Below are 13715 nucleotides of genomic sequence, written 5' to 3'. Positions count from 1 at the left end.
ATGGCCAGTACCGCCAGCGCCGACACCCGTCTCAGCCATCGTGACGTCCTCTTCGGATTGCCCGGGCCGCGGCGCCGGGCACCCCCCCACGTGATTTCCACCATGCCTCCTCAGAAGCGGCTCAGCCGCTTCGCAGTCAGTAGCCGGGGGATCCTCACACGGCCGGGACGTGCCGCGTAAGGCGTTCAGCGGGACCCCGTTTTCGATGGCAAAGCGAGGGCAAAGTTGCCCCCATCGACTGTCCTGGGAGCCGGTGGGCCGACCCACGTCCATAGACGCCTTCTGCTGTGCAAAACCCCCCGGCAAAACGGCCTCTGATCTCGGCAAACATGCAGGGGGCGTGACAAGGAACACCCGGCCGTGCCCGGCTGCGCACGGCATACCCCTGACGGGCCTCGGAGGGCGCGCGCTGCCTCCCCCGGCGCGGCGGTACGACGCTCCGTCGACGGCCGGGCACCTGGTCGACCCGACCGTCGACGGGGCTGCGTCCGGTGCGGACGGCTGGGCGGCCCAGCGACCCGCTCGTCACCGAGCTCAAGGTCCTCACGCGCCACCGCCGTGACCTGGTCGAGGACCGCACCCGCGTGATCAACCGGCTGCGAGGGCACCCCACCGGCATCTTCCCGGCCCTGGAACGAGCCTTCGACCTGACCAACGCCGGTCCGCTGGTGCTGCTCACGGGCTACCAGACGCCAGCGGCGATACGTCGCATCGGTGCCCGCCGCCTGGAAACCTGGCTGCGCAACCGGAAGGTCCGCGGTTCCGCTCAGCTGGCCGCAACGGCTACCGACGCCGCCGGTAGGCAGCTGACCAGCGTTGCTGGAGAGAAGCCGGCCGCCCTCCTTGTCCACTCAGTGGTCAAGGAGGTCATGCGCCTCAACGGACTTATCGCGGACACCGACAAGCTCATCGCGGCGCGATTCCATGACCACAAGGACGCCGAGGTGATCAGCAGCATGCCGGGTATCGGCCCGTTGCTCGGCGCCGAGTTCCTGGCCTCCACCGGCGGGGACATGAGCGCCTTCGGCACGCCCAACCGCCTGGCGGGATTCGGCGGGGTGGCACCAGCTCCCCGTGACTCGGGCAGGATCAGCGGCAACCTCCGCCGACCGAAGCGGTACAGCCGAGGCCTCCAACGCGTCTTCTACACCTCCGCACTGATCAGCATCCGCAGCTGCGACGAACCACGCCGCTACTACGACCGCAAACGCGCCGAAGGGAAGCCGACGAACCGTCACGAAAGATCGAGGCTGGTGCCGCCGCAGCGCTCCTCCTTGGCTTCAGGACGCCCCAGACTATTGTGTGACTTACGGGATGAGCGTGCTGCCCCAGCAAGCTGTGATGGAGCCATTGAGCCTTTTCCAACCTCAGCTTGACGTCGCCAGGTGAAGCGTGAGGACGGCTTTGACCAGGTTGGTGATGCGGGTCGTGCTGCAGCGGAGCTTGCGCGGCAGCCGCCAGGTTTTGAGCGTGGCCATCGCCTGCTCGCCCAGGGCGCGGATCCTGGCGTGGGAGACGTTGACTGCCTGCTGGCCTGCGGAGAGCGTGTCCCAGCGGCCCCGGTAAGGGACGCGGACCGTGCCGCCGGCCCCTTGATATCCCTTGTCGGCCCAGCAGGGCACGCCGGCGCCGGCCAAGGCGTCGATGATGCCGTGGGTGCGGGCGGCCTTGATGTCGTGGACTGCTCCGGGCAGGGCGGGCGAGGCCCACAGCAGCCGGCCGAAAGGGTCGGCGATGACCTGCACGTTCATCCCGTGCTTCTTGTGTTTTCCCGAGCAGAAGGGGCGGTCGGCGGCGATCCGGTCGATCGGCAGGAGTGTGCCGTCCAGGATCACGAACGCCTTGCGGGCCGCGGTCCGGACGGCCGTGGTGAGGCCGGGGGCGAGGGCTGCCAGGACTTCGACGGCCTCGCCGATGTACCGGTAGACGGTGGCGATCCCGACGCCGAACCCGGCGGCGAGCTGGGCGTAGGTGTGGCCGCAGCGCATGTGGGCCAGGACCAGCAGGGCCTGCCGGTCCGTACTGAGCCGGCGCCACCGCGTCCCGCGCTCGCGGCGCCGGGTGGCCAGCAGACCGGACAGGTACCGCAGGGTTGCGCTGGACAGATCGATCCCGATGGGTAGACAAGCACGTGAAGCTCCGGGCGGACAGGTTGATCTTGGTCGACAACCCATCTACCAGGAGCTTCACTACTTCCTCAACGCCACGCCGACGCCAACTGACCTGCCGCTCCGCCAAGTTGGAAACGGCTCATGCTCGTGTCGCAACTGCACGGACAGACGACACCCCCGAAGAGCCAGACGAGAGGTCCCAGGCGCCCCGTACACAAGCCGACAAATGGGCGGCGAACATCCTGGCCGCCCGACAGTTCCACACCCGCGAAGGCAGCCTCCAGGTGCCCAGGAAGCATGTCGAGGTCGTGGACGGAGTCGAACACAAGCTCGGCATGTTCGTGGACAACGCCCGCAGACGGGCCGACAAACTGACGGCGGAGCGGCACCAGGAGCTGGCCGAGCTGGGCATGCGCTGGTAGCAGCACGCCGCGAAGGACCAGGGCACGGGGCCATGCTGCCCAGCCATGGTGGCGGCTGCGCTCGCCCGGTTCCGACGCTCCACCAGTGAACCCAAAGTGCTCCCGGGACCCTCCAAGCTCTGAAGTGCATCAAGTCCCGTGACATCGCACGTAGCCGACCCGATCCTTGAGACTCAGCACGGCGAGATGGGAGCACAATGATTTCCACCGCACCTGTGATCATCTGGATCGTCGGATTGGTCGCCATCCTCCTGGCGGCAGGCATCGCCAGAAGGCTGACACGAAGGCTCGGGCACGGCCCCTGGCGCGGTCCGTCCTCCGGCAGCAGAAACACCATCGACGACTCCGCCACAGCCGTCCCCGTCAGCGACGCCGGTCACTACGACCGCCACCACAACAACCACAGCCACAGTTCAAGCTGGCTCACCGGCCACCACGACGGCTCCAGCCACGGTGGTGGCCACCACGGCGGCTCCAGCCACAGTGGTGGCCACCACGGCGGCTTCGACGGCGGCGGCCACCACGGCTGATCCACCCTCACCAGGGGGCAAACGAACCCTGGCTCGGATCTACGCGATGCCTTGGAAGCCATCGACCGAGCTGGTGCCCGGCCTGGCCGGTGGCCTGGCAGCGCCGCTACCGGCTGTGCCGGGGCCTCATCGAGGCCGGCACCGAGCTGCCCACCGACCCCGGACAGATCACGCTCCAGGGCGAGGATCTCGGGGCGTGGGTCCAGGCGCAGCGCCTCGGCTGGGACCAGCTGCTGCCCGCGCGGGCCTGGATGCTGGAGAACATGCTCCCCCTGTCCCCGGCGGGGTCGGAGCGGCCGTCAGCGGCCCGCACACAGAACGACGAATGGGCGCTGAACATATCCGGGGCGGCCAAGGAGTTCCACGCCCGCGAGGGAAGCCTCCAGACGGTTCCCCGCAAGGCTGTCGTCCAGCTCAGCGAGCCGGACGGGAGGCAGACCACCGTGAAGCTGGGACTGTTCATCGGCAACTGCCGGCGCCGGGCCGACAAGCTCACGTCGGAGCGGCGGGCGGAACTCGACGCGCTCGGGATGCGCTGGTAGGCGAGCCAGAACGATCGAAGGCAGGCCTCTACGTACCGCTCAGATCTGTTGACCGCGACAGACGTCACCCCGCATACGGCGAAGCCCCCGATTCCCATGCCGGGGGCTTCGCTCGTTCGCGGCCGACGACCGCTCTGGACACGCTAGTTGAGGGCGAGCACCGCGCTGTCGTCCGCCACGTCCGGGTCGTACGTCGGGCGTCCGCCGCCGTCCACACCCCAGAGGACGGCCACTGAGCCCTGCGCGCCCGCGATCACCTGGTCGACCCGGACGGTCACGGTGAAGGCGGCTGTATGCCCGGCCGGTTCGAGGTAGCTGTCGACGCAGTCATACGGACCGTGCGCCGCCGCCTGCGGGTCGTCGTCGGTCTCCGGGTGGCAGTTCGCGGACGAGCCGACCACGGTGGTGCCCGGTGGCAGGGTGACCATGACCCCGAAGTCCGAAATGCTGCGGTCGAACAAGGTCGCCGGACCGTTGTTGGTCATGCTGACGTCGAGCGGGACGGTGTCGCCCTGGGCCGCCTGCGCGGTGGCACCACTGACCGAGAAGTCCGCTGTGTTGTCGGCCTGGAGCGCGGTCATCCGGTCGTCGCTGTTGGGGTCGGCGAACGGGAGCGAGACCTTGCCGACCGGCGCAGTGCTCGGCTGCCCCGGGTCCAGCACCTGGAGCTTGAGCGTGGTGCCCGTGCCCCGCGTCCAGGTGCGGCCGGCCAGCTCCGATTTCAGGAGCGGGTCGCCCTTCGGAGCGGTGATGGTGTCGAGGTAGGTGTACAGGGCGGTCGCAGTGACGTTCAGGTCCACCGGTGTGGCCAGCGCCGCCCGTTCACCGATCAGGATCGGCTGGTCGAAGGTGCACAGCGCCTTCTCGGCCTCGCGATCGTCCGGTACGGAGCTGTACCGGCAGTTGGCGTAGTGCTGGGCGAAGGTCAGGCCGGGCGAGGCGATCAGCAACGCCTGCGCGGCAGCGGCCGGCCGGTCGCCGGTGTTGGTGAACTCCACCGGCTCGCTCACCGTCGAGCCGACCGCGAGCCCGGTGTGCTCAGGCGGCTGGACCTGGTTGAAGGCCGGCCCGCCGATCTGTACGGAGCCGGTGGCGCCCACGAAGGTCGCCGAGTCCGCCATCCCGGTGATCTTGTACGAGGCGGTGGTGCCGGGCGCGACGCCGGCATGGGCCGTCATCGTGAACTGCGGGCCGGCGATCAATTCGCCCGGGCCGCCGGCGGAGAAGAACTCCGAGCAGGTGGCGATCGCGTTGCTCACCGTGCATTCGTCGGGGAAGCTCACGTCGGCGATCCTCGCCAGCTTCCGCGCGTCGACGGTGATGGTGGCGCCGGTCAGCACGCCCGAATCGGTCGTGTACACCAGGTACGCCTGGGCGGTCGTGGCCACGCCGGTGGCCACGGCGGTCGGTACGGCGACCGTCGCGGGGTGCTGCAGGGTGATAACGGGTGCGGTGGTGTCGGCGGCGGCCGGCGTGCCGCCGGACAGCACGCCCAGGGCAGCCACGGTCAGCGCGGCTACGGATAACGCCACCACACGGCGCGGGATACATCTATTCATCAAATCTACTTCCCCCCAGAAGAGTTGCTCCAGACCACGATTGACGCGTCCATGAGCATGACAAGCCCCGTGCCCAGAAGGTTGCACTCCAGCCACCACCGGGTCCTGCCCCCCGCTGCCGGCCCTTCACCACAACGAACACCCCGACCGTCGCCAACGTTCGAGGCCCCCGTGTGGAAGTGGGAGCAGCCACACCCACGACAGCCGATCCGCCCCATCCCCGCCGCTGAACGGCAGCCGCTTGGTCACCCCCTGACAGCAGGCCAACCGGCACCCACACACCCATGACCAGGCAGTCACCAGCCGAACAAGGCTGGCGCACAAGCGCTGCCACCAGCACGCCCCTCACAGTCGGCATCGCAGCCCTGGCCCGGTACCGATCCGCATACGGCCCCGCCCCGCCCCCGGATGATCCGGCGGCGGGGTGGGACATGACCGGCCTGCTTGCACCAGTACGGACCACCGTTCAGGCGGTTACAGGCGGTGACCGCACCCTACCGCCGGTTGTGGATCGCGGGCCGTCGGCGGGCGGCGGCGGCCTGCCGACAGGCGGCCGTAGCTAGCCGTCGGCCTTGGTGGTGTCCTGGATGACGGTTGACACGGACACCGGGTCGTCGGAGGCCCCGGAGTCGTCGACGGCGTCGATCTGGAAGAAGTAGTTTCCCGAGGGCAGACCGTCCCACGTGCCTGAACTGTCCTTGCCGTGGAAGCAGTTGGTCAGTACGTGGGTGCCATAGGACTTGTCAGGGGCGCCGCTGATGTCCTGGCGCAGTTCGATCGTGACGCTCTGGTTGTGCGTCGAAACGCAGCCCTTGAAGATGATCTGGGTGTACGACACGTCGCTCCACCGGCGCGACTGCCACCCGTTGTTGGCCCGCACCATGGAGATGGAGCTGGTCCAGTTCATCGGATGCACCTCGGTGCTGACGCCTCTGGGAGCGCTGGCGGCCGAGGACGTCCCCGCCCCGATCAGGAGCGTAGCCGGTAGGGCGAGTGCGGCGGCCGCCACCGCCAGTTTCGTTCGTAACGCAACCTTCATCTTGATCCCCTCCCCTTGTTGCCCACGACCCTTCGTCGCGGAGCACCTTCCTGTGGGTGCCTGCCGGGCGGCGGGCACATTCCGAGTCCATCAACCGTCGGATTGACCGGCAGGCTGCTTCCGTCACTTGGGTCAATGCGCGCACCCTGCACACTGGGCACCGGTTAATTGACGACCGGCCAGTTGGGCTGACCGGTACAGGGGAGGGGTGGTGGCTGGTGGCGGGGCGTCCTGAGCGTCCGCTGGATCCGGACGCAGGACCGGTACAGCGGCTGGCGTGTGAACTGCGCAAGCTGCGGGAGGAGGCGGGCAGCCCCAGCTACCGCGAGATGGCCCGGCGTACGGGGTGCGGTGCGAGCACCCTGTCCTACGCCGCCGCCGGCGAGCGGCTGCCCACCCTGCCGGTCCTGCTGGCCTACGTTCAGGCGTGCGGCGGCGTAGCCGAGCAGTGGGAGGAGCGGTGGTACCAGGCGGCCTCGGAGGTGGACGAGGAGGAGGTGCCGCTCGATCCGGAGACCGTTGCGCCGTATCGGGGGCTGGAGCGGTTCGAGCCCGGTGACCGCGACCTGTTCTTCGGCCGCGGCGAGCTCGTCTCCCATCTGACGGCGCAGGTGCGCGCCCACCGGTTAGTGGCCCTGGTCGGCGCCTCCGGCAGCGGCAAGTCCTCGCTCCTGCGCGCCGGGCTGGTGCCCGCGCTGCAGAACGGCAGCGGCCCGGTCGCCCGCCCGGCGGTCATCCGCATCCTCACCCCCGGCCCCAGACCGCTGTCCGTGCACGCGGCCGCCCTGGCCCCCGGCCAAGGCGAGGGCGAGGGCGACACCGTGGTCGTCATCGACCAGTTCGAGGAGCTGTTCACCCTCGTCGCGGATGAGACCCAGCGGACGGGTTTCCTGAACCTGGTCCTTGCAGCGGCCCGCGGCGGCCGGCTGCGCGTGGTGATCGCGGTCCGGGCGGACTTCTACGCCCGCTGCGCCGAACACGACGGCCTCGCCCAGGCCCTGCGGGACACCACCATCCTGGTCCCCCCGATGAACCCGGCCGAACTGCGGGAGGCGATCGTCAGGCCGGCCGCGGCCGCCGGGCTGATAGTGGAGCGGTCGCTGACCGCGCGGATCGTGCGGGAGGCATCGGCGGAGCCCAACTGCCTGCCGATGGTCTCCCACGCGCTGCTGGAAACCTGGCGCCGTCGACGCGGCCGGGTACTCACCGAGACGATGTACGAGGCGGCCGGCGGCATCCACGGCGCGATCGCCGCAACAGCCGAGGACCTGTACAGCAGACTGGGCCCGCACGAGGCCGACACCGCCCGCAGGATCCTGCTGCGCCTGGTCACCCCCGGCGACGGCACCCCCGACACCCGCCGCCCCACCACGCACGGCGAACTCGGCGGACTCGGCGAACCCGGCGAACCCGGCGAACCCGGCGAACCCGGCGCCGGATCGGCCGAGACCAGCCGTGTACTGGAGCAACTCGCCCGGGCCAGGCTGCTCACTCTGGACAACAACACCATCGACCTCGCACACGAAGCCGTCATCGCCGCGTGGCCCCGCTACCAGACATGGATCAACGAGGAACGCGCACGCATGCGGATCCAGCGGCAGCTCACCGAAGCCGCCACGGTCTGGCACGACCTCGACCGCGAACCCGGTGCCCTCTACCGCGGCACCCGCCTCGCGGCAGCCGAAGAAGCATTCCCCCCGCCCTGCCGAAAACAGGAACTCACCACCACCGAAACCGCGTTCCTCACCGCGAGCACGCAGGCACACCGCCATGAGCAGCAGACCGCCGCACGCACCACCCGCCGCCTGCGCACCCTCACCGCAACCCTGTCGATCCTCCTCATCCTGGCCATCACCGCGGGCATCACCGCCGTAGCACAAAGCCGCAACAGCGACCAGGCCAGACGCCAGGCCGTCGCCGCCCAGCAGGTCGCGCAGTCCCGGCAGTTCGCCGCCCGCGCCGACGCGCTGGCCGCCACCGACCCCGATCTGGCCTCACTGCTCGCCGTCCAGGCCTACCGCACCTCGCCCACCGCAGAAGCCACCGCCTCCCTGCAGACGGCCGCCGCCCAACCGCTCCGCAGCCGACTCCCCGGCCAGCTCCCGGACATGACGTCCATGGCGTTCAGCCCCGATGGGCAGTCCCTGGCCGCGGGCAGCAGGTACGGCCCGGCGCTCCTGTGGGACCTGCAGTCCGGCCGGGCCCCCACTGCCCTCAGCCGCTCCGGCGGGCCTGTCACCTCGGTGGCGTTCAGCGCCGACAGCCGCGCTGTGCTGCTCAGCCGCTGTGACGGCAAGGTCGAATCGCACAGCACACGAACCTCGGTGGTGCGCACCGTCATCGACGCCCCGGGGAGGGAGTGCAGCGGGATCCTCAGCGCCGACGGGCGGGTCCTGGTCGACACCAAAGGCCTCGGTGACATCCGGATCACCGACATACCCTCCGGACGTCAGCGCGACCGCTTCGTCTCCCACGCGGGCTACGCGAATGCGTTGCTGGCGGTGTCAGCGGACGGACGCACCATGGCTGTCAGCGTCGGCAGCCAGGTGATGGAGCTCGACACCACATCCAGCCGGGTACGGAACCGTTTCACCGTACGGGAAAGCATCGCGGACATTGCACTCAGCGGCAACGGGCAGACCCTGGCCGCTGTGGAAGGAGACGGACAAGACATCCGCACGTGGGACCTGCGCACCGGGCACCAACTGCCCGTCATGAACATCCGCTGGGGCAGCCTTGTCGGCGGCCTGGCCGTCAGCCCCGACGGCCAGACCCTTGCCGCCACCGACGTCCTCACTGTCCGCCTGTGGGACGCACGGTCCGGCCGCCAGCGGACCCTGCCCTCCGGCACGACCCACGCCTTAAACCTCGCCTTCAGCCCGGACGGGGGCACTCTGGCCGCCGCCGACGAGGACGGCACCGTACGGCTGTGGGACACCGTCCCCTTCCGCGCCCAGTTCACCGCTCACAGCGGACTGACCGCAGTGAGCCCGGACGGCCGCACCATCGCACTGGGCGACGGCCACGGGCACGTGCAGCTCCACGACCTCACCACCGGACGCACGCAACAAATCGACGGCGCCACCTCCGCCACAGCCCTTGCCCTCAGCCCCGACGGCCGCCTGCTGGCCATCGTGCGCCCGGAAGAGGTACTACTCAAAGACACCGTCAGCGGACGCACCACACGCCTGCGCGACGAGAGCGTGGGGCCACCTGTGTTCAGCCCGGACGGGGGCACCGTGATCATTGACGGCCACAATGGAAGCCATCAGATCACGGACGTGACGACCGGCCGTGTCCGCGACACCTTGCCTTTGTCTTGCAACGTCCCCGGGATGTGCACCGCAGTGTTCAGCCCTGACGGCAAGACCGTGGCAGTAAACGCGTCAACCGGTGCTGTGTACCTGTGCAACACGGATAAAGGACGCGCGGTCATCGTCCCCGATGCCTCCGGGGCGTCCATTACCGGGATCGGACATGCCGCCCTCGCCTACAGGCCCGACGGGCACACACTGGCCCTCGGCACGGCAGACGGCGTGGTTCGGCTGGTAGACACCGCAAGCCGACACTCCCGGATCCTGACCACCGAACAGACCGACCCCGTGCAAGCCCTGGCATTCAGCCCCGACGGGCGCACACTGGCCGTCGGAGGACGAAGCGGAACCGTCCAACTGTGGGACCCCTCCACCCGCCGCGTCCGGGGCACATTCACCGGCCCCGCATCACCGGTCCGCACGGCCACCTTCGGCCCCGACGGCCACACCCTCATCACCGCCGCGGCCGACGGGACCGTACGCACATGGGACGTCGCGCTACCCACCCCCACCCAGTCCATCGACCGGATCTGCCACGCAGTCCACCGCGACCTCACCCCCGACGAACACGCCCTCTACCTCCCCGACCAGCCCAAACAGCCCATCTGCCCCAACTGACCCGACACCCTCAGCGGACCCCGCACGGCGCAGCCGGGTCAACGCCCGACCCCGTCAGGGATCTCCACACCCAGGACTGCCGATCACGATGAAGGAGCACCACAGGCGATCCGCTCGGGCCGACTTCGCCCGGTCCCAGCAGGCCTCTCCCGCACCCGCTGGTTGCACAAGAACCCGGCCGGCCAGCAGATGCTCGTACAACCCACGGACGGTGCCATGAGTCTGCATCATGGGCCCGTTGGGTCCTCAGCGTGGGGCGGCAGTCATTCCTGGGGGCAGAGCGATGATTGCTCGTCAGTTACTTCGTGGCGGGTTGAGGGTGGCAGCGCTGACGTGGGTGGGAGGGATACTCGTCATCCCCGATCTTCCCGACATCCGCGGCGACCGCCCGACACTGGTATGGGCGACGATCGCGGTCCTGGTCCTTTGCCCATGCACCGCGGCATCCTCGTGGCTGTATGTGAAGCGATCCGAGATGAGCATCGGACTGCGGATCCAAGCCGATTACGGGTTGGCGGAGCAATAGTCAAGACTTGTGGATGAGTTGACCTGCGGCTCAGTGCGAGTTGTGCCGCTGGATGTTGGTCTTGGCGGCGTTGCGGATCCGTTTGGTGCGGCCGCGCTCGGCGAGGAGTCTGGCCGCGTCGGTGTTCTACGCGGTGGCTGCTTTGAGCTGCAGCCAGTTGGATGAGTCGAGGAGGGCGTCCGGGCGCCAGGGCTGTCCCAGCGCCGCTTGCGCTCTCCCGTGGACTCGTCGACGCGGCGGTCGTTCACCCGGGGCGCGGAACCTCGATCGCCCCAGCTGCCGTGGCCACCGTCCGGGGCCGGTGGCGGCCGTTGCGGACCACCAGGCGATGCCCCTGCTCGTCGGTCTCAGCAACCAACTCGGCTATGTACTGGTTGACTTCCGCCTCCAGGGCGGCAGCCAGCATCCGCCGGGCGCCCTCGCGGACGATCTCGTCGATCAGGGAACCGGACTGGGTGGAGCCGTCATCGGTGACTACGCTGAGCGCTGGGCGTGCCTTCCCGACCCGCGCTGTGACGCGGGCCTACTCGGAGACCTTAAGGATCATTCGGGAAGGTACGCCCTCCGCGTGCCCTCCCGGGACCGATCCACAGGTCTTGAGCATTGCTCGTCCTGCGGGCCATCTCCCGATAGGTCGGACTGCCCGCCTCTGCCCGCAGCCTCCGCAACTCAGCCGCTAACAGCTGGATCGGACCCGCACCGGGATCTAACGGCCCTTCAGGACGCCCTACCACCCGCACACCATCCCGTCTTCCCCCACCGTCCACGGGCGGAACCCGTCGCACACTACGCACCCCTCTTCACACCCCACAAGGGCGCTATCAGCCCCTCGGACGGAACCAGACTCCCGGCGCCGTCCAGCCGTCCGGGGTTGTTCCACCTGGTCACAGCGGGCTGCCAGACAATCCCGCCGCCGATGGACTCGGCACACCAACGGTCGGCACGCCGGCGCCTCCGTCAGAAGGGCAAACCTTTGAAGAAGAAATTGAGCAGGTTCATCACATCGCTTGCCGCCTTGCAGAACCGGCCGGCGGAGACCGAAGCGACGGATGCTGCCGGACAGGCCGGTCGCAGCCTCGCGCAGACGACCAGCCAGACCCAGCACACCCTGGCAGCCGTCACCCGGGCGTCCAGGCCTGCAGGTAGCAGGGCCATGCGTAGGGTCTTGGCAGAAGGGGGAACAACTATGCGTATCAAGATGGCCGGCTTAGCAGCTGCTGTCACCGTACTGACCGGCGGGGTGCTCGTGACCGGTGCGGGTGCGGCCGATGCCGCCGCGCCGGCCGCGCAGCAACTGCGGGTCGTCCAGACCACGGCGGGGAACTACACGGACCTGGTGATCTACAACTTCAACGGCCAGGAGATGGGCATGGGCCAGTGGAGCCAGGACCCCCAGGACGGGAACCCGGGGGATGCCCTGAGGGCGTACGACGGGCTGGCTGACGGCTACGCCATCTACGCATACCTCAGCGACGGCCGGGTGGCGACCACCAGCGGACACAACTCCCCGTACTGGAGCGGGTGGGTGGGTCCGAACCTGCCCGAAGACCACACCTACACGATGACGGTCTGGATCAGAAGAACGGCGTCCAGGACCGTTGCTTCTACGCGACCGTCTCATCCTGACGTACGAACATGTTGGCGTCGGCCCCCGAGCAGGTCGGCGCCAACAGCCGTTTTCGCTGCGGAGCCAATCGCATCACGGTGCTCCCCTGCCCAGGCGCCTACGCTCCAGGGCCTCCCCCGAACGGACGCGAAGGCTGGAGCGAGCAGCGCAGCGGCACTGTCGCAGCGGTGACGCATCCGGCCCCGGCCACTGTCACCGGCGTGAGATGCGCGGGCCAGGGCTTCACCGCTCGTCTTCGGCCTTGGGCTCATTCCACAGGCGGGCGAGCTTCTTCACCTTCCTCTTCCGCTTCTCGAACCACTCCGAGCGCCCCCACTCCTCACCCAGACGCTGCTGCTCGGCCGCTTCACGGCGCTGCCTCTCGGCTTCGGCAGCCTCCGCCGCGCGCTCGCGCTGCTTGCGGCGCTGGCGGTACTCGGCTGCCGTGCGGGTGTCGGTGAGCGCCTGGAGCAGCGGCTCGGGCTCCCGGCCACGCTCCTGCGCGACGCGGAACCACACCGGCCCCATCGGGCCGTGCTGCTGCGGGCGGTATGCGTCGGCGAGGGTGACGGCCCGGTGGTCTCGGACCTCCTCGGCGGTGCCGAAGTGCATGCTGGCGGGCGTGTGCCAGCCGATGCCCGAATGCCGGTGCTCGTGGTTGTAGTACGCGATGAACGCCTCGAACCACTCGCGGGCGTGGGCCAGCGAATCGAACCGCTCGGGGTGGTCGGACATGTACTTCACGGTCTTGAAGTGGGCCTCGATGTAGGGGTTGTCGTTGGAGACCCCGGGCCTCGAGTGCGACCTCGTCACCCCGAGGTCGATCAGCAGCTGGGAGACCTTCCTGGAGGTCGTCGACGTGCCGCGGTCGGCGTGCACGGTCTCGGGCACGATGCCGTTGCCGACGATGGTCTCCCGGATCAGCTCCTCGGCCCGCACCGCTGTTTGGGCGGCCTCGACGGTATGGCCGACGATGTAGCGGCTGACGATGTCGATGATGACGTAGGCGTGGTACCAGACGCCCTCGGCCGGCCCGGCCGCCTTCGTGATGTCCCGGGTGAACACCTGGGAGGGCCCGGTGGCGACCAGTTCGGGCACCGTTTTCGCCGGGTGGGTGGCCTGGCGGCGGCGTTCGCCGGACTGGCCCTTCTCGCGCAGGATGCGGTACATCGTGGAGACGGAGCAGTGGTAGCGCCCGGCATCCAGCTCGCGGGCCCATGTCTGCGCGGGTGGCAGCTCGGCGTACTCGCCCGAGTTCATCAGCTCCAGGACCGCTGCCCGTTCCTTCGGTGTGAGGGCCGAGGGCTGGGCCTGCGGTTTGCTGGGCTTTCGCTCGGGCGGGGGCCGCAGCCGGCGGTAGTGGGTGGTCCGGGAGCGGCCGGTCAGCCGGCAGGCCGCCGTGGCACCGGGCTTGTCACCGATGCCGGTGAACGCGTCGTCGACCACCG

Annotated in this window: 10 protein-coding genes and 2 pseudogenes; 6 read left to right on the top strand and 6 right to left on the bottom strand. The window is 69.2% G+C overall.

All coding sequences use genetic code 11. The annotated features are described in order from the left end of the window. Window positions 1-527 precede the first annotated feature (527 nt). Window positions 528-1376: pseudogene (locus OG900_38610) on the top strand (transposase). Here the strand turns inward: OG900_38610 and OG900_38605 are convergent. Further along, complete coding sequence (locus tag OG900_38605) at window positions 1368-2174, bottom strand: transposase family protein (protein WUH95499.1); 807 nt, start codon at window positions 2172-2174, stop codon at window positions 1368-1370. The pseudogene OG900_38610 and the gene OG900_38605 sit on opposite strands and share 9 nt — an antisense overlap. Here OG900_38605 and OG900_38600 point away from each other — a divergent pair. From OG900_38600 to OG900_38590, 3 genes are all read left to right on the top strand, one after another. Then, a complete protein-coding gene (locus OG900_38600; protein ID WUH95498.1) occupies window positions 2132-2533 on the top strand; it encodes a helicase associated domain-containing protein in 402 nt (133 codons plus the stop codon). The two genes, OG900_38605 and OG900_38600, sit on opposite strands and share 43 nt — an antisense overlap. A gap of 197 nt (window positions 2534-2730) precedes the next feature. After that, on the top strand, window positions 2731-3063 hold the full coding sequence (locus OG900_38595; protein WUH95497.1) for a hypothetical protein: 333 nt from the start codon (window positions 2731-2733) through the stop codon (window positions 3061-3063). 89 nt (window positions 3064-3152) lie between these two features. Beyond that, entirely contained in the window at window positions 3153-3605 is a 453-nt protein-coding gene (locus OG900_38590) for a helicase associated domain-containing protein (GenBank protein ID WUH95496.1), read from the top strand. A 143-nt stretch (window positions 3606-3748) separates the two neighbouring features. Here the strand turns inward: OG900_38590 and OG900_38585 are convergent, their stop codons facing one another. Continuing rightward, window positions 3749-5137 carry a hypothetical protein gene (locus OG900_38585; protein ID WUH95495.1) on the bottom strand — a complete coding sequence of 463 codons (1389 nt, stop codon included), beginning with the start codon at window positions 5135-5137 and terminating at the stop codon, window positions 3749-3751. A 586-nt stretch (window positions 5138-5723) separates the two neighbouring features. After that, a complete protein-coding gene (locus OG900_38580; protein WUH95494.1) occupies window positions 5724-6071 on the bottom strand; it encodes a hypothetical protein in 348 nt (115 codons plus the stop codon). A gap of 350 nt (window positions 6072-6421) precedes the next feature. Between OG900_38580 and OG900_38575 the strand changes: the two genes are divergently transcribed. Continuing rightward, a complete protein-coding gene (locus OG900_38575; protein ID WUH95493.1) occupies window positions 6422-10135 on the top strand; it encodes a helix-turn-helix domain-containing protein in 3714 nt (1237 codons plus the stop codon). A gap of 732 nt (window positions 10136-10867) precedes the next feature. Here the strand turns inward: OG900_38575 and OG900_38570 are convergent. Further along, window positions 10868-11103 (bottom strand): annotated as a pseudogene (locus OG900_38570) (transposase). A gap of 515 nt (window positions 11104-11618) precedes the next feature. Beyond that, on the bottom strand, window positions 11619-11816 hold the full coding sequence (locus OG900_38565) for a hypothetical protein (protein WUH95492.1): 198 nt from the start codon (window positions 11814-11816) through the stop codon (window positions 11619-11621). A 31-nt stretch (window positions 11817-11847) separates the two neighbouring features. On the opposite strand from OG900_38565, the gene OG900_38560 reads away from it, so the two are divergent. Continuing rightward, complete coding sequence (locus OG900_38560) at window positions 11848-12459, top strand: hypothetical protein (protein ID WUH95491.1); 612 nt, start codon at window positions 11848-11850, stop codon at window positions 12457-12459. Between the two features lie 51 nt (window positions 12460-12510). On the opposite strand, the gene OG900_38555 is transcribed toward OG900_38560, so the two are convergent. Further along, window positions 12511-13713 carry an integrase core domain-containing protein gene (locus OG900_38555; GenBank protein ID WUH95490.1) on the bottom strand — a complete coding sequence of 401 codons (1203 nt, stop codon included), beginning with the start codon at window positions 13711-13713 and terminating at the stop codon, window positions 12511-12513. Between the last annotated feature and the right edge of the window lie 2 nt (window positions 13714-13715).

The organism is Streptomyces sp. NBC_00433 (assembly GCA_036015235.1).
GTDB lineage: Bacteria > Actinomycetota > Actinomycetes > Streptomycetales > Streptomycetaceae > Actinacidiphila.
Note: the sequence above shows the minus strand (reverse complement) of the source record. Positions and strands in the feature narration are given on the sequence as shown.